We start from the raw sequence: 16,156 nt of genomic DNA, 5'->3' as shown, positions 1-16,156 counted from the left end.
TGTGGCGGCATGTGGCTCCTTCGTGCGTCTGCGTCCACGCTACCGGGGCGCACCGACAGCGTCCCGACGCGGACACGTCGTGGGCGCGATCGGCTCGAACGACCCGATCGGCCGGGTCCACCGCGATGCGGGCCGGTCATCGCCGGCCCTCCGCCGCGAGCCGCTCGTACACGCCGAGCAGGACGGCGGCGTCCCGGTCCCAGGTCAGCGCCGGCTGCGCGGCGGCGACGGCGGCGCGGAGCGCTGGATAGTCTGCCACGGCCTCGCGGACCGCCCGGACGAGGTCGGCGGGGTCGCCGGGGCGGTACAGGCGCCCGATGCCGTGCTCGCGCACGACGGCGGCGAGCTCGCCGAGGTCGGTCGCGACGACCGGCACGCCGGCCCGCACGGCGTGGAAGAGCTTGTTGGGCAGGGCGAGTCGGTGGTTCTCCCACCCGGGCGCGAGCGTGACGAGGACGAGGCCCGCCGCCCGGAGGTGGTCGTCGACGTCGTCGGGCGGGCACGGCGGCACGAGCGACGCCGCGCCGGGATCGAACGTCGCGGTCCACGTCTCGTCGGCGGGGCCCATGAGCGTCGTCGTCAGGCCGAGCTCGCGCTGCGCGGGCCCGCTCGCGGCGGCGACGACCTCCAGTTCGCGGTGCGCACCGAGCCGACCGGCGTACACGAGGCCGCGAGGCGCCGATCCCCCGGCGGTCAGGTCCGCGTCGCCCGGCTCCGCCGACGGCGTCGGCCCGGCCGTCCCGGCCGTCTCGGTCGTCGCTGCCGGCCCCGCGGCCGCGGCGTCCCCGGCGGCGTCCCGGGGGAAGGAGTTGCGGACGACGGCGATGTCGCGCCAGCCGTGCAGGTCCGCCAGGGCTCCGGCGACCCCGTTGCCGACGGTGATGACGGCGGCCGCCTCCGACCCGAGGGCGCGCTCGGCCCGCACCTCGAGCCGGTCCTGCAGCGGCGTCGGCCGGTACTGGCGCGCCCGGCCCGACCACAGCTCGTGCGAGTCGTAGACGAAGGGCACGCCCTTGGTCCGGGCGATGTCGCGCCCGGCCCGCAGGGCGGTGAAGTCGTGGGCGTGGACGACGTCGGCCGGCAGGCCGGCGGCCTGCTCCACCGCGCCGTGCGCCCAGCGCGTGAACGTCGAGTTGCGGTGCATCGGCAGCAGCGCCCACCGGGCCAGGCGCAGGTGGGGCGGCAGCCGGCGCGTCGACAGCGACGCCGAGCCCTCCTTGCGCAGCACCGACGACGCGCCCACGCTGCTCACGGTGATGCCCGGGCCGGGCACGAAGTCGGCCGGCACCGACTTGCCGATGACGTGCACGCTGTGCCCGGCGTCGGCGAGGGTGCGGGCCTGCTTGAGCACGCGGGCGTCGGTCGCGACCGACGTCGCGACGAGCATGAGCACCCTCACGTCAGGTCTCCACCGTCGCTGCCGGGCTGCGGCGCCGGGTCGGTCGCGCGCAGCGCCGCGGGGCTCGTGAGGAACCCGATGCCCCAGCTCCAGTGCATCGTCGCGAGGACGAGCGGTAGCCGGGCCCGCACGGCCGGCGCCTCCCCGCGGCTCGTGGCGATCCCGCCGAGGGTGATCGCCGCGAGGTACCCCGCGGGCACGGCGAGCGCAGGACGCCAGGCCAGGCCGAGGAGGGTGGCGGCCGTCGTCCCGACCACCATCGCGGGCGGGGCGAGGTAGCGCAGGTTGATCGTCCCCTCGTGCCGCGCGGCGACGACCCGCCGCCAGCGCCCGTAGTTGAGGTACTGCTGCGCGAGGGCCCGCAGGGTGCCGCGTGGGCGGTAGGTGACGGTGAGCTCGGGGGTGAACCACACCTTCCCGCCGGCGGAGCGGATGCGGTGGTTGAGCTCCCAGTCCTGCGCCCGCGCGAAGTGCGTGTCGTACCCGCCGACCCGGGTCAGCGTCTCGCGGCGGAACACGCCGAGGTAGACGGTGTCGGCCTCGCCGGCGCCACCACCGACGTGGAAGCGCGCGTTGCCCACCCCGATCTTGCTGCGCATCGCGCACGCGACGGCCTTCTCGAAGTCGGTGACCCCCTGCGCGTCCATGATGCCGCCCACGTTGTCGGCGCCCACCCGCTCGAGCTCCGCGACCGCCGTCGCGATGTAGCCGTCGCACAGCTCGGCGTGGCCGTCGACGCGGACGATGACGTCGTGCCGGCCGGCCGCGATGCCGGCGTTGAGGGCGTCGGGCGTGCGGCCGCTCGGGTTGTCGACCCACCGCACGCGCGGGTCGGAGGCGGCGAGCGCCTCGGCGACGGCGTGCGTGCGGTCGCGGCTCGGGCCGAGCGCGAGGACGACCTCGAGGTCGCCGCCGTACTCCTGGGCCAGCACCCGACCGACGGCCGCGGCGAGGTGCCGCTCCTCGTTCAGCACGGGGATGACGACACTCACCGAGGGCAGCGCCGGGTTCGTCGGCGGCGTCGCAGACAGTGGCGACGCCGGCGACAGCGACGGTGGCGCGTCGGCGGCCGGCGCGGGGTCGGGCGTGGCGGAGGGGGTCGGGGAGGTGCTCACAGGGCCGCGCACACCGCTTCCATGTCGTCGGCGTCCGCGCCGGTGGAGGCCGACGGCGTCGGCGTGTCCTCCGACGAGCGGGAGCGGGTCGCCGAGGGGGTCGCCGAGCGTCGCGGGGTCGGCGAGCCCGTGCTCGGCGCCTTCTGCGAGGCCACGATCGTCTGCTCGACCTTGTCTCGGATCACCTGGGGATCGTAGTCCCATGGCTTGATCAGGGGTGGGGCGAACTGGACGCTGGTGATCTTCTGCGACTTGGCCTGCAGCGCCAGGTCACCGAGGCGGCCGAGGTCGCCGTCCGGGATGTCGGTCTTGAGCACGCTGCCCGACACGTCGGCGATCTGCCGGAACTTGAGCACGACGTTCGCGGGGGTGAGCTGGCGCATCATCGCCGTGGTCACGCACCGCTGACGGGTCATGCGCTCGTAGTTGCTCGACCCCTCGCGCGAACGGGCGTACCAGAGGGCGTGGTACCCGTCGAGGTGCTGCTCGCCCGGCTCGATGTACCCCTTGATCGGGGACGTGCCGCCGCCGATCGGCACCCTCGACCTCACGTCGATGTCGAGCCCGCCGACGGCGTCGACGAAGCGCTGGAAACCCTTGAGGTCGACGAGACCGTAGTACTGGATGTCGAGCCCCGACAGGGACTCCACGGCCTCCTTGGTCGCGAGCGCGCCGACGTCGCCGCTGCCCGCCGGGAAGCGGTCCTTGTTCTCGACGGCCCACTGGTAGAGCCCGTTGAGCAGGCACTCGTCGCCGCAGTTCCAGCCCTCCGGCATGAGCTCACGCATCGTCGAACCCTGGCGGAAGTCGATGTTCTCGGTGTCGCGGGCGAACGAGAAGAGGACGGTGCGGCCGGTGTCGGCGTCGACGCTGGCGAGCATGATCGTGTCGGGTCGGGTGCCGGTGCGGTCGGCGCCGGAGTCGCCGCCCATGAGGAGGATGTTGTAGCGGCCGTCGCTCGGTTCGCGGACCGTGTGCCCGCCGAAGACGCCCGTGACGGCGTCGCGCCCCGCCCAGACGTTCGAGGCGGCGAAGGCGAGCGTGCCCGACGTCGCGACGACGAGCAGGGCCGTCACCGCCGCGAGCCACCGGTTGGCCGGCGGGCCGACGGAGCCGAGACGCGCGAGCCGCAACGCGTCGAGGAAGAGGACGGCCCACAGCAGCGCGCCCGCGAGGAGCGCGACGGCGACGACCGTGAGCACGACCGGGTTGGTCATCAGGCCGAGGAGCAGCGCGCGGCGCAGGAGGTAGATCGCGCCGACGCCGAGGGCCACCGCGAGCAGCGTGAACCACACGCGGATCGCGACGGCGCCGAGCCGGCGGTGGCCCGCGGCGATCTGAGCGGAGCCGGGCGCGACGAGGGTGAGCAGCACGAGGGTCCAGGCGCGGCGGCGCCGCATCCGCGGCGACAGGTCCTCCGGGTTCGACAGGGCCCGGCTCCCCCGACCCCGCCGGACCTCCACCGCCTCGTCGCCGTCGGCGTGCGGATCCGAGGCGTCGCTGAACCTGCTCATGATGGTCGAGTATCCGCCAGAGTCCTTGGACGACCCTGGACGTCACCTCCCGTGTCGCTCACGCCGCCCCGCGGGCGACGGGCGATCGGAGCGGGGTCAGGAGACGAGCGTGCGGCCCATGACGAGGCGCTGGATCTGGTTGGTGCCCTCGTAGATCTGGGTGATCTTCGCGTCGCGCATCATGCGCTCGACGGGGTGGTCCTCGACGTAGCCGGCGCCGCCGAGGAGCTGCACGGCGTCGGTCGTCACCTGCATCGCCACGTCGGAGGCGTAGCACTTGGCGGCGGCCCCGAAGAACGGCAGGTCGGCGTCGTGGCGCTCCGACTTGCTCGCGGCGACGTAGACCATCTGGCGGGCCGTCTCGACCGCCATGGCCATGTCGGCGAGCATGAACTGGATCGCCTGGAACTCCGCGATCGCCTTGCCGAACTGGCGGCGCTCCTTGACGTAGTCGATCGCGTAGTCGAGGGCGCCCTGGGCGATGCCGACGGCCTGGGCGCCGATCGTCACGCGCGTGTGATCGAGGGTGCGCAGGGCGATCTTCAGCCCCTCACCCTCGGCGCCGATCATGCGGTCGCCGGGGATGCGGCAGGCGTCGAAGTGCAGCTCGCACGTGGGGCTGCCCTTGATGCCGAGCTTGCGCTCCGGCTCGCCGACGGTGAAGCCCTCGTCGGACTTCTCGACGACGAACGCCGAGATGTTCCGGCCGCGCGCGCCGTCGGGGTCGGTCACCGCGAGCACCGTGTAGAACTCGGAGACGCCGGCGTTCGAGATCCACGACTTCTGGCCGGTGAGCACCCAGTCGTCGCCGTCGCGGCGGGCCCGGCACGACATCGACGCCGTGTCGGAGCCGGCCTCGCGCTCCGACAGCCCGTACGAGAACATCGCCTCGCCGGAGGCGAGCCGCGGCAGGTAGGTCTGCTTCAGCTCGTCGGAGCCGGCGAGGATCACCGGCATCGACCCTAGCTTGTTGACCGCCGGGATGAGGCTGCTGCTCGCGCAGGCGCGCGCGACCTCCTCGATGACGATGCACGTCGCGAGCGCGTCGGCGCCCACCCCGCCGTACTGCTCATCGACGTGGGGGGCGTGGAAGTCCGCGGCCCGGAGGGCGTCGTACGCCTCCTGGGGGAAGCGCTTTTCCCGGTCGACGGCCGCCGCGTGCGGTGCGATCCGCTCCCGCGCGATCTCGCGCAACGCCTCCCGCATCTCCTCGTGGTCCTCGGACGTGCGAAACAGGTCGAAGTCGCGATTCATCCCCTCAGGGTACGGGGCGGATTCAGCGCCGCATCCGGCCGAAGTGGTACCGGTGGTGGTGCTCGTGCGGGGCGGCGAGCTCGGGCAGGACGGTGTTCTCGAACAGGTCGAGACCGGAGGTGTCGTACGCGGCCTCGGCGAAGTAGCAGATCGCGTACGCCATGCCGATCCGCTCGAGGGAGCGCAGGGCCTCCACGACCTGTTCCGGCGTCCCGACGAGGGGGCCGGTGCGCAGCATCTCGACCTGCTCGGTGACCTTGGCCTCGGGCACGCCGACGCCGCGGAGGTGGTCGCCGTACCAGGCGAGACGGTCGGCGACCTCGGCCTCGTCCCGCCCGATGACGACGTTGTAGTCCGCCGTCCGGACGATCTCGGCAGGGTCGCGGCCCACGTCGGCGCAGTGACCCGCGAGGACCTCGCTCTTGTGGGCGAAGACCTCGGGGGTGCCGTCGAAGTTCGTGTAGTCCGCGAACTCCGCGGCGAGGCGCAGGGTCTTCCGCTCACCGCCGCCGGCGATCCACAGCGGGATCCCGTTGCGCGGCGACCCGGGTACCGACGTGCCCTGCAGCGGCCGGGGCGCGCAGATCGCGCCGTCGACGTCGTAGTGCCTGCCGTGCAGGGTGGCCTCGCCGCGGGTCCACATGTCCCGGAAGATCCGCACCCCCTCGCCGAGCATCGAGATGCGTTCGCCGGCGCGGGGGAAGCCGTACCCGTAGGCGCGCCACTCGTCCTCGTACCAGCCGGCGCCGATGCCCATCTCGACGCGCCCCTCGGAGATCACGTCGACGGTCGCGGCGATCTTCGCGAGGTGCGCCGGGTTGCGGTAGCCCATGCACGTGCACATCTGCCCCAGCCGGACCCGGCCGGTCACCGCCGCGAGCGCCGACATGAGGGTCCACGCCTCGTGGGTCGCCTCGGTGGAGGGGACGGGCACCGTGTGCATGTGGTCGTAGACCCACACCGATTCCCAGTGCTCGTCGGCGTCGGCGCGCCGGGCGAGCCCCGCCATGACGCCCCAGTGCTGGGCGGGATCGATCCCCGCCAGGTCCATCCGCCATCCCTGCGGCACGAACAGTCCGAAACGCATCGTCGCCTCCCGCTCCTCGAGTGCGTCCATCCTGTCACCGCGCCCTCCCCCAAGGGCCTCTTCCGCGCGCCCGGCGCCGCAGCCGCGATCCCGGCGTGTCGGGCGGGCAGGGCCGCCCCTCCCGCGCACCGCCTCGTGGCGGGCACCTCGGCGCGCACCGCTGCGCCTCCCGCGCACGCGGCGGCGCAACCGGTCCGACGTCGGCCGAGTTTTCACGACAACTGCACTGCCAATGGCGCTCCGAGTCGGGGCCGACCCCCTGACCAGCGACGATGAAAACGGCCCCTCCATTGGCAGTGCAGTTCGCGTGAAAACTCCGCCCGGCCGGGCCGCGGTCCGCCTGTGGCACCGGCTCGTGGTCCCCTGTGGGACCGGCTCGCGTCGACCACCGGCGGTCGCCCGGGCGGGCGCGACGGCCCACGCCGGTCAGCGTCGTGGCGGCACCCCGACGCAAGGCCGCCTCTGCCGCGCGCCGCCTCGTGGCGGGCACCTCGGCGCGCACGGCTGCGCCTCCGCGCCCGCGGGCCTCGTGCCCGGCCGACGACGACGACCGAGTGTTCACGACAACTGCACTGCCGATGGCGCTCCGGCGTCGGGCCCGACCCCCTGACCAGCGACGATGAAAACGGCACCTCCAAAGGCAGTGCAGTTCGCGTGAAAACTCCGCCCGGCCGGGTCGCGGTCCGCCTGTGGCGTCGACCACCGGCGGTCGTCCGGGCGGGCGCGACGGCCCGCGGCGGTCAGCGTCGTGGCGGCACCCCCGCCCACGGCCGCCCCTCCCACGCGCCGCCTCATGGCGGCCAGCTCGGCACGCACGGCCTCCCCTCCCACGCGCCACCTCATGGCGGCCAGCTCGGTACCCACGGCCGCCCCTCCCGCGCGCCGCCTCATGGCGGGTAGCTCGGCGCGTTCGGGCGCCCCTCCCACGCGCTGCCTCGTGACAGGCGGCCGGCGCGCACGGCTGCGCCTCCCGCGCACGCGGACCTCGTGCCCGGCCGACGTCGGCCGAGTTTTCACGACAACTGCACTGCCAATGGCGCTCCGGCGTCGGGACCGACCCCCTGACCAGCGACGATGAAAACGGCACCTCCAAAGGCAGTGCAGTTCGCGTGAAAACTCCGCTCGGCCGGGTCGCGGTTCCCCTGTGGCGTAGACCACCGGCGGTCGTCCGGGCGGGCGCGACGGCCCGCGGCGGGCCCGGCTGGGGACGACGGACCGTGCCCCGCGCGCCCCGGGCGCACCGTGGCCGAATGCCTCGCCCCCGCCATGAACTCGACCAGCTCGTCGCGACCGTCGTCCGTTGCGGCGGCATCGCCCACGCGCGCACCCTCAGCGCCGCCGCCTCTCCGCACCTGTTGCGCCGGGCGGTGCGGGACGGCGTCCTCAGTTCACCCCGGCGCGGGTGGTACGTCCTCGCCGGCGACGCCGCCACCGAACGGATACCGCCGGGCGCCGGCCCCGGGCAGCCCGCGGCGACGGACCCGGAGTCGCGCCCCGACCTCGCCGGGGCGGATCTCCAGGCGACGGTCCGGGCGGGTGGGACGCTGTCGCACCTGTCGGCGGCCCGCGTCTGGGGGTGGCCGCTACTCGTGGAGCCCGACGCCGTCCACGTGACCGTGGTCGAGGGCCGCCGTGTAAGCGCTCGGCAGGGGCGAGGGCTCGTCGTCCATCGACGCGCGACGGACTCCGGCCTCCCCCGCGACATCACGACCCCGCTCGAGACGGTGCTCGACGTGGCGCGGACTGCGCCGTGGCCGGAGGCCCTGGCCGTCGCCGATTCGGCGCTGCGATCCGGGCTCGTGGGCGCGGCGGAGCTCCGCGAGGCGGCCGACCTCGGCCGGGGCCCGGGCTGCCGTCGGGCCCGACGAGTCGCAGGCGCCGCCTCTCCCCTGGCGGCGGGTCCCTTCGAGTCGGCCGTCCGCGCCGCGGCACTGGACGTCCCCGGGCTGGACGTCGTGCCGCAGTACCGGATCACCGACGGCGACGTGGGCGCACCGGGTCGGTTCGACGTCCGCGTGGACCTCGCCGATCCGGCGCTGCGCATCGTGATCGAGGCCGACAGCCACGCGTGGCACTCGACGCCGGCACAGCGGCGCCGCGACAGTCGCCGGTACGTCCGGCTCACCTGCCTCGGGTGGCTCGTCCTCAGCGTCGTCTACGACGACGTCGTCGCCGACCGGGCACAGCTGCTGCTGCGCCTCACCGAGGCCGTCGACCTGCGGCGCCGCAACCTCGAGGCGGAGGCGGCGCTGCACGCGCGACTCGCGTAAGCGGGGCGCGGTGCGGATGGCGCGGCTCGTGTCAGCGGGGCGTGGTGGGTGCGACTCGGTCAGCGGGGCGCGGTGAGCGCGACTCGTGTCAGCGGGGGCGCGGTGAGCGCGACTCGGTCAGCGGGGGCGCGGTGAGCGCGACTCGTGTCAGCGGGGCGCGGTGCGGATGGTGCGACTCGTGGGCGGGGCGCGGTGGGGCGGGTGCGCGCCGGGCAGGATGAGCCCATGGCCGACTCCACGCTCCTGCAGACGGTCCAGACGTCGCTGCTCGTCCTGGACTACGTCATCAAGATCGTGGCCGTGGGGGTCGTGCCCGAGAACCGCCGCCCGTCGTCGTCGACGGCGTGGCTCCTGCTCATCCTCCTCGTGCCGATCGTGGGGCTGCCGCTGTTCCTCCTGCTCGGTAGCCCGTACGTCAACCGGCGCCGCCACGAGATCCAGGCGGAGGCGAACGCGACGCTCGACGAGGGCCTCTCGCACCTGCCCGACATCCCGGCCGGGATCGAGCCGCCGCCGCGGTTCGCGACGATCCCGACCCTCAACCGACACCTCACGTCGATGCCGTGCGTCACCGGCGACAACCACGGCCTGCACAGCGACTACGAGGAGTCCATCGCGGCGATGGCGGCGGCGGTCGACCGGGCGCAGGACTACGTGCACGCGGAGATCTACATCGCTGCCTGGGACGAAACGACCGACGTCTTCTTCCGCGCCCTGGAGCGGGCGCGGGCGCGCGGCGTGGAGGTGCGGTTCCTCTTCGACCACATCGGGTCGATCAAGTACCGGGGGTTCGCGAAGCTGGGCCGCCGGCTGACGGCGGCCGGCATCGACTGGCACTACATGCTCCCGATCCAGCCGTGGCGGGGTCGGTTCCGCCGGGTCGACCTGCGCAACCACCGCAAGCTCCTCGTCGTCGACGGGGAGGTTGGGTTCATGGGGTCGCAGAACATGATCGAGGCCGCCTACCTCACGCGGGCCAACCAGCGCAGCGGCCGGCGCTGGAACGACGTGATGATCGAGCTGTCGGGCCCGGTCGTCGCCGCGCTCGAGGCGGTGTTCGCCGTCGACTGGTACACGGAGTCCGGCGAGCGACTCTCCCGCGACCGGTACTTCCACGCCACGCCGCAGACGCCGGTCGGCGGGAAGGGCAACGTGTTCCAGGTCGTGCCGTCGGGGCCGGGGTTCACGACGGAACCGAACCTGCGGCTGTTCACCTCGCTCGTCTATCGCGCGCAGCGCCGGCTGAGCCTCGTCAGCCCGTACTTCGTCCCGGACGAGTCGATCCTCGCCGCCGTGACGACGGCCGCCTACCGCGGGGTGAGCGTCGAGCTGTTCGTCAGCGAGCAGGCCGACCAGTTCATGGTCGACCACGCGCAGTCGTCGTACTACCAGGCGCTGCTCGACGCCGGCGTGCGCATCTACCGCCTCCCCAAGCCCGCCGTGCTGCACACGAAGTGCTTCGTCGTCGACGACGAGGTCGGCGTCGTCGGGTCGAGCAACATGGACATGCGCAGCTTCGGCCTCAACTTCGAGATCAGCCTCATGGGGTTCGGCGGGAACATGGTCGACGACCTCGGCCGCCTCATCGACGGCTACCGCGACCGCTGCGTGCTCCTCACCCAGCACGAGTGGAACCAGCGCTCGTGGCTGCGGCGGTACGTCGACAACGCGATGCGGCTGACCTCCGCCCTGCAGTGAGGGCCGGCGCCCGCTGAACCCTGCCCAGGGGCTGGGCAGCTCGAGCGGCGAACGTAGGCGAGCGTGCGAGCCGCAGTGAGCGCGACCACAAGCACGAGCGGCGAACGGAGGCGAGCTTGCGAGCCGCAGTGAGCGCGACAGACAACACGAGCGGCGAACGCAGGCGAGCGCGAGCCGCAGTGAGCGCGACAGTGAGCTCTGAGCAGCGGACGCAGGCGAGTGCGAGCCGCGGTGAGCGCGGCCGGCCGCCCCCGTGTCCACCGTGTCCGGTTCGCAACCTCGGGGGCCTGTGTGGGGCAGCGGGTGCGTGACAGGGTGGTTTCGATCGTCGAAAGGAGCGGGATCATGCGCGTCGGCCGTCGGCAGCTCGGTGCCGGGCAGGACGCAGCGCTGCCCGCGAACGACTCCCTCTCCCCCGCGCCACCGGTGCGTTCGGCGTCGGTCGACCCCGCGGCGAGCCGCCCGTGACACGGTGCGACGCGTGCGGTGCGGTCAACGGACGTCAACGGTTCTGCGGGAACTGCGGCGTCCGTCTCGCCACGTCGTCGGACGGGCCCGTCGGCGCGGACCGTGCGTGGGCCGAGGCCGAGACCGGCGCCGGGGGCGGCCGTCCGCACGAGTGGACCGACCCCGCGTCGCTCTCGTCGGGTGACCGGCCCGGGCCCGTCGACGACGGGTGGGGCCAGGCCGAGACGGGCGCTGTCCCCGCCTACCGGCCCGAGCCCGAGCACGACGACGGAGCCCGCCCCGACACGGGAGGACCGCCCTCGGCCGAGCGGTCCGACCCCGTTCCCGACGCCGGCGCCCCCGGCGATCGGTCTGACCGGTCGGCGGAGCGTCGTCACGAGGATCCCGCGCCACCGATGCAGCCCACCCGGGCGGTCGGGGCGACTGCGGCGAGCGGGTGGACCCCGCCGCGCACGTGGGAGGCGCCCGCCTCCCGGGGATGGCCGGGCGAGGCGTACGCGCCGCGGCAGCCGATGCGGCTGTCCGACGAGACGGCGGCGCGGTCGGCGCGGGTCCGCTCGGCCTGGCTCGTCGCGGTCACCGTCACGGTGACGGCGATCCTCGTCGCCTCGCTGCTGACGTTCGCGTGGCCCATCCGCGACGGCGGCACCACGCCGACGGCGGCGCCGCGCTCCTCCCCGTCTCCGACGACCCCGCGGAACTCGGGTACCGGCGGCCGGCAGAGCGTCAGGCCCGTCGCCCCGAAGTCGCTGGCCGCGGCCAAGGAGATCGACAAGCTGCTCGCGCGCAGCGCCGCCCAGCGCTCGACGTTGCAGCGGGCGGTGACGTGCCGGCGGTCGGCCGCCGCCGCGGTGCGCGACCTCGAGGAGGTCTACGACGGCCGGCGCCGGCTCCTCGAGCAGGTGGGCGACGCGAACTTCGCGCCCCTCCCCGGCGGCGAACACCTGCAGCACCACCTGCGCCAGGCGTGGGAGCTGTCGATGTACGCCGACGCGAACTTCCTCGAGTGGGCCACGTACCGCGTGCGCACGCCGCGCCCGTGCACGACCGCGACGGAGTCCTACGAGGCGGGCCTCATCCAGTCCGCCGCGGCCCAGCGGCACAAGCGCAAGTTCATCGAGCAGTGGGAGAAGACGGTCCGACGCCCGATGGGGCTGGCGGCCGTGCGCACCGAGACGGACATGTGAGGCACGTCGATCCGGCGCGGACCTCACCGGCGGATGAGCTCACGGAACGCTGGACGTTCGCCCCGCTGCGGCCGATAGGCGGATGAACGCGCACGTCGTGCGGCGCTCACCTTCGAGCATCACCTCCTGAAGGAGAACCGCCATGATCCGGATCGCCTCCCTGCTGTCGGCGCTTCCCGCCGTGGCCCTCGTCGCCGCCACCGGCGTCTCGGGTCCGGCCGTCCAGGCCGCGTCCGCGGCGGCCGCCCCCGCCGCGACGAAGACGGTGCGCGTCGTGAAGTACAAGAACTGCGCCGCGCTCAACAAGGTGCACCCGCACGGCGTCGGCAAGCCCAAGGCGAAGGACAAGACCAAGGGCCGCCCGGTGACGACCCACCTCGTCCACGCCAAGCTGTACGCCGCCCAGCCCCGCACGCTCGACCGCGACAAGGACGGCATCGCCTGCGAGAAGCTCTGAGTTCCGGCGGACGAGAGGCCCCCCTCCGCTGCACCCGCTCGACGCCGGAGCGGTCGTGGCGGCGGACGGCTCCCAGCCCTCACGAGGCTCCCGCCCCGAGGTGCCCCGCCCGGCGCCGAGGTCGTCCAGGCCGGCGCGCCTCGAGCCGTTGACGGTCGCGGCGGTAGGCGGCTCCCAGCCCTCACGACGGCTCCCCATCCCGACGCGTCGGCGCCCCATCCGATCTCGTTCCGGCCGGGGCGCCTCGAGCCGTGGTCGGCTGTGGCTCCAGACGGATCGCAGCGCTACCGGCACCGCAGCCCTCCCCGACGCCGCCACCCCGAGGTGCCCGCGCCCGATGCCGCTCTCGTCCCACGACGCCCATCGACCGAGCGCCCTCCGCGGGGCGCTGCCGCGACGCGTCGGCGAGACGTCTTGGTACGAAGGGCCGCCCGCCGATGGGAACGGCGGTGCACCGTCGCACGGTCGCGCTGTCCCGCCCGGGTCCGCGGGTGGGCCGTCGGGTCGGCGTGGCGCGCCGAGAGGGGTCGGTCAGCATGAGGACGAGCCGCAGGATCACCGTCGGGGCAGCTGCCGCCGCTCTCGTCGCCACCGGCCTCACCACGACACCGGCCGCCGAGGCCGCGTCCGGCGTCGAGGTGATCTGGGGCCCGTCTGCGGCTCCCGTCGCGGGCGACGACTTCGCCGTCACCGCGACCGGTCTCGCGCCGAACGAGTTCTACACCGCGGCCCTGACCCCGATCGACGCCCCAGGCGGCGGCGCCGACGCGGCCGAGGCGAACTCGTGCCGCGCGCCCCGCACCGACGGCGGGTCGACGCCGCTCACGTGCACGCTGGAGGAGGACACCGCGGGCCGGTACGTCGTCGAGCTCCGGGACGCGGTGGCCGCGGTCGTCGCGCGGACCGAGGTCACCGTCGTCGCCGCCGCGAGCGCCCCCTCGGGCGCCCCGCCGCCGACCGCCCTCCCCGCCGCGGTCGACATGGGCGGCACCGGCAACGACGTCATCCGCCTCGAGCGCCTGCCCGGCGTGACGTGGCGCGTGGCGGGCGTCGCGGTCACGTTCGCCGACGGGGAGACCCGCCGGTTCGTCGACGCGTGGACCCTCGGCGCGGCGGCGGGCGCGGTGAAGGCCCAGGCGCTCACGTGGCGCGACGTCGAGGTGGTCGGCGACGCCGCCCCCGGCACGACGTTCCCGGACGGGTCGACCACGTGGCGCAAGGCCTACCGCTTCACCCCCGACAACCCCGCGCCGGCGTTCCTCGACGACCCGGCCACGCCGGTCCGCCGCGACGAACCCGGCCGCCTGCAGGACACCCTCACCCTCACCCGCAGCGCCGACTACTCGTGGCGCGTCGCGGGGGCGCCGGTCACCTTCGAGAGCGGCCGGGACACGGCGACGGTGCCGGTCTCACCGGAGGCCGACGGCGCCGTCCGAGTCGTCGCCGTGGCCGCGGACGGGCGCGCCTTCGTCGGCGGATCGCCACACTTCGAGTTCACCTTCCGGTTCGACGGGCCTCCGGCCTCGGTGCGCCTGGCCGGCGCCGATCGGTTCTCGACCGCCGTCGCCGTCTCGCGGCAGGCGTTCCCGGGTCCGGTCGAGCGCGTGACGCTCGCGAGCGGCGTCACCTTCCCCGACGCCCTCGCCGCGGGGCCCGCGGCCGCCCGGGCGGGCGGACCCCTGCTCCTGAGCGGCACGCGCTCGCTCCGCGCCGACGTGCTCGCCGAGGTGGCGCGCCTGCGGCCGAAGCGCATCACCGTCGTCGGCGGGACGGGCGCCGTCGACGCCACGGTCGAGACGGCGCTCGCGAAGATCGCCCCGGTCAGCCGCGTGGCCGGAGCCGACCGCTGGGCCACGGCCGCGCGCGTCGCCGACACGTGGTCCGGTTCCCCGACCGTCTACCTCGCCGCCGGCACCGCGTTCCCCGACGCGCTGTCGGCCGGCTCGGGCGCGGCGGCGGAAAACGCGCCGCTGCTGCTCACCGACGATCGATCCATCACCCCGGCCACCGCCGCCGCGCTCGCCCGGACCTCGGCCAAGCGGGTCGTCATCGTGGGCGGGCCGGCCGTCGTCGGGGACTCGGTGGCGCAGCAGGTGCGGGAGCTCCTCCCGGGGGCGAGCGTCACACGCCTGGCGGGCGCCGACCGTTACGCGACGTCGGCGGCGGTGGTGGCGGCCGTCACCGGTCGGTCCGGCACCGCGACCAGCGTCTACGTCGCCTCCGGGGGCGCGTTCCCGGACGCGCTCGTCGGCGTTCCCGCCTCCGCCGCGGCGAAGGCCCCGCTCGTGCTCACGTCCGGCGAATGCCTCTCCCCGGCCGTCGTCTCCGCCCTGACGCCGCTGCCGCTGAGCCGGGTCGTGCGGATCGGCGGGCGGCCGGTCGTCGGGGACATCGACCCGACCACGGTCTGCCGGTGACGACTGGAGGCATCGAGGCGCCCGGAGCCGTGGACGTGCGCCCCTCGAAGACCGCGCTGCGCTCAGACGCAGCAGCGGACGGGGCCACCTTCTTTCATGAAAGCGACGATGTCGTCGCTTTCATGAAAGAGCGCCTTTCAGGCCCGCCGAGGCCCCGGGATCGACGAAAACCAGGTTGCGCCCGGGATGCACTCAGGTGCGTCCCAGCAAGGTCGATCAGGTCGGTGAATGGTCAGGTGTCCGGGACGACCGACCCCGGCAACCTCAGGGAGAAGACGATGGAACGTCGACAGTCCGATGGCACCGATCCCATCACCTCACGGACTGGTGGACGTCCACCATCCGACATATCGACGCGTCACCGTCACAGGCTCTGGGCCGCGACCATCGCCTTCCTCGTTGCGATCGTCGGCCTGCCCATGATGCCCGCCGCCTCCGCAACGCCCGCCGGCTACGTCGGCACCGCCACCAGCAGTTCGCCGCAGACCGGCCGGTCCGTGGCGCCCCCGACTCCGACGGCTGCATGGCTGCGTGCCCGCGGCGTGTGCCGCAGCGCGTGCACGATCACCGGAACCACGACGGTCCGGCATCCACGGTTCGGAGCGGTCCGACTGGTGCTTGCGCTGCAGGTGGACAGGACGCAGGGGGTCGCCGCCGCCATCGACGGCACCAAGAGGGTCCGCTGGGTCCGCAGGGTCGAGCAGGTCGGCTACGCCTGGACGTTCTACCCCCGCGCCAAGCGCGACTCCTCCGGCAACATCTACCTCCGATACGACCCCGGTCGCTACCCGAGCGTCGCCGTCTTCCGACCGACCGAGACCGGATTCACCGACCTCTCGTCGTTACCAGGTAAGCGGTACTACTTGGGCCGCTGGTACAACTCCGAGCTCCTTCCCGTGGGCAAGGACGGTCGGCACCGGATCAATCATCACGAGAACACCTGCAACCCCATGTGTGCCGCGGCGAACTACCGCCACCGCATCTTCAGATGGTCCGGGACCGATTTCGTGCCGGTGAGCGCGTGGCAGCGCGGGATGGGGCCCCGCGGCCTGTGATGTCTCGACCGATCTGACGACGTCTCAAGGCCGTCAGGCCCACATCCCGACCTCGACGAAAGAGAGCGAACACATGGACACGTGCGTTCGATGCGGCGCGCCGCAAGCCGGCCAGGGCGTGTTCTGCGGCACCTGCGGCCACGACCAACGGGTGCAGGTCACGCCGTCGCCCGGGCCACAGGCCGGCTACCCGCAGGCGCCGCCGCCGCGGAGGTCGACGGTCGGGTGGATCGTC

The 16,156-nt window shown here is 74.0% G+C and carries 12 protein-coding genes; 7 read left to right on the top strand and 5 right to left on the bottom strand.

Annotated elements, in window-relative coordinates; translation table 11 throughout:
• Window positions 1-136: 136 nt before the first annotated feature.
• From ICW24_RS03835 to ICW24_RS03815, 5 genes are all read right to left on the bottom strand, one after another.
• Complete coding sequence (locus ICW24_RS03835; protein WP_226344392.1) at window positions 137-1,399, bottom strand: glycosyltransferase; 1,263 nt, start codon at window positions 1,397-1,399, stop codon at window positions 137-139.
• Window positions 1,396-2,400 (bottom strand): glycosyltransferase family 2 protein, encoded by a 1,005-nt coding sequence (locus tag ICW24_RS03830; protein WP_226344763.1) that lies wholly within the window; start codon window positions 2,398-2,400, stop codon window positions 1,396-1,398. The genes ICW24_RS03835 and ICW24_RS03830 overlap by 4 nt, the downstream gene beginning before the upstream one ends.
• Before the next feature lie 110 nt (window positions 2,401-2,510).
• Window positions 2,511-4,028, bottom strand: a complete 1,518-nt coding sequence (locus tag ICW24_RS03825) for an LCP family protein (protein WP_226344391.1) — start codon at window positions 4,026-4,028, stop codon at window positions 2,511-2,513.
• 96 nt (window positions 4,029-4,124) lie between these two features.
• Complete coding sequence (locus ICW24_RS03820; protein WP_226344390.1) at window positions 4,125-5,282, bottom strand: acyl-CoA dehydrogenase family protein; 1,158 nt, start codon at window positions 5,280-5,282, stop codon at window positions 4,125-4,127.
• Between the two features lie 22 nt (window positions 5,283-5,304).
• Window positions 5,305-6,369, bottom strand: a complete 1,065-nt coding sequence (locus ICW24_RS03815) for an LLM class F420-dependent oxidoreductase (RefSeq protein WP_226344762.1) — start codon at window positions 6,367-6,369, stop codon at window positions 5,305-5,307.
• Between the two features lie 1,250 nt (window positions 6,370-7,619).
• Between ICW24_RS03815 and ICW24_RS03810 the strand changes: the two genes are divergently transcribed.
• The 7 genes from ICW24_RS03810 (at window position 7,620) to ICW24_RS03785 (ending at window position 15,921) form a co-directional block, all read left to right on the top strand.
• Window positions 7,620-8,639, top strand: coding sequence for a hypothetical protein (locus ICW24_RS03810; RefSeq protein WP_226344389.1), 1,020 nt, complete (start codon window positions 7,620-7,622; stop codon window positions 8,637-8,639).
• Between the two features lie 225 nt (window positions 8,640-8,864).
• On the top strand, window positions 8,865-10,337 hold the full coding sequence (gene cls / locus ICW24_RS03805; protein ID WP_226344388.1) for a cardiolipin synthase: 1,473 nt from the start codon (window positions 8,865-8,867) through the stop codon (window positions 10,335-10,337).
• 345 nt (window positions 10,338-10,682) lie between these two features.
• Window positions 10,683-10,805 carry a hypothetical protein gene (locus ICW24_RS19170; protein ID WP_264176177.1) on the top strand — a complete coding sequence of 41 codons (123 nt, stop codon included), beginning with the start codon at window positions 10,683-10,685 and terminating at the stop codon, window positions 10,803-10,805.
• A gap of 395 nt (window positions 10,806-11,200) precedes the next feature.
• A complete protein-coding gene (locus tag ICW24_RS03800; RefSeq protein ID WP_226344387.1) occupies window positions 11,201-11,992 on the top strand; it encodes a hypothetical protein in 792 nt (263 codons plus the stop codon).
• Window positions 11,993-12,134: 142 nt separating this feature from the next.
• Window positions 12,135-12,449: an excalibur calcium-binding domain-containing protein gene (locus ICW24_RS03795; RefSeq protein ID WP_226344386.1), complete on the top strand. Its 315-nt coding sequence runs from the start codon at window positions 12,135-12,137 to the stop codon at window positions 12,447-12,449.
• Window positions 12,450-12,985: 536 nt separating this feature from the next.
• Window positions 12,986-14,866 carry a cell wall-binding repeat-containing protein gene (locus ICW24_RS03790; RefSeq protein WP_226344385.1) on the top strand — a complete coding sequence of 627 codons (1,881 nt, stop codon included), beginning with the start codon at window positions 12,986-12,988 and terminating at the stop codon, window positions 14,864-14,866.
• A gap of 614 nt (window positions 14,867-15,480) precedes the next feature.
• Complete coding sequence (locus ICW24_RS03785) at window positions 15,481-15,921, top strand: hypothetical protein (RefSeq protein ID WP_226344384.1); 441 nt, start codon at window positions 15,481-15,483, stop codon at window positions 15,919-15,921.
• Window positions 15,922-16,156 lie beyond the last annotated feature (235 nt).

Origin of the sequence: Agilicoccus flavus (genome assembly GCF_014857905.1) — a bacterium.
Lineage (GTDB): Bacteria > Actinomycetota > Actinomycetes > Actinomycetales > Dermatophilaceae > Agilicoccus > Agilicoccus flavus.
Note: the sequence above shows the minus strand (reverse complement) of the source record. Positions and strands in the feature narration are given on the sequence as shown.

Excerpts from the sequence above, each read along its gene's own strand:
- ICW24_RS03825 (WP_226344391.1), bottom strand. The coding sequence starts at position 4,028 with ATGAGCAGGTTCAGCGACGCCTCGGATCCGCACGCCGACGGCGACGAG.
- ICW24_RS03795 (WP_226344386.1), top strand. The coding sequence starts at position 12,135 with ATGATCCGGATCGCCTCCCTGCTGTCGGCGCTTCCCGCCGTGGCCCTC.
- ICW24_RS03815 (WP_226344762.1), bottom strand. The coding sequence starts at position 6,369 with ATGCGTTTCGGACTGTTCGTGCCGCAGGGATGGCGGATGGACCTGGCG.
- ICW24_RS03790 (WP_226344385.1), top strand. The coding sequence starts at position 12,986 with ATGAGGACGAGCCGCAGGATCACCGTCGGGGCAGCTGCCGCCGCTCTC.
- ICW24_RS19170 (WP_264176177.1), top strand. The coding sequence starts at position 10,683 with ATGCGCGTCGGCCGTCGGCAGCTCGGTGCCGGGCAGGACGCAGCGCTG.
- ICW24_RS03800 (WP_226344387.1), top strand. The coding sequence starts at position 11,201 with ATGCAGCCCACCCGGGCGGTCGGGGCGACTGCGGCGAGCGGGTGGACC.
- ICW24_RS03820 (WP_226344390.1), bottom strand. The coding sequence starts at position 5,282 with ATGAATCGCGACTTCGACCTGTTTCGCACGTCCGAGGACCACGAGGAG.
- cls (WP_226344388.1), top strand. The coding sequence starts at position 8,865 with ATGGCCGACTCCACGCTCCTGCAGACGGTCCAGACGTCGCTGCTCGTC.
- ICW24_RS03810 (WP_226344389.1), top strand. The coding sequence starts at position 7,620 with ATGCCTCGCCCCCGCCATGAACTCGACCAGCTCGTCGCGACCGTCGTC.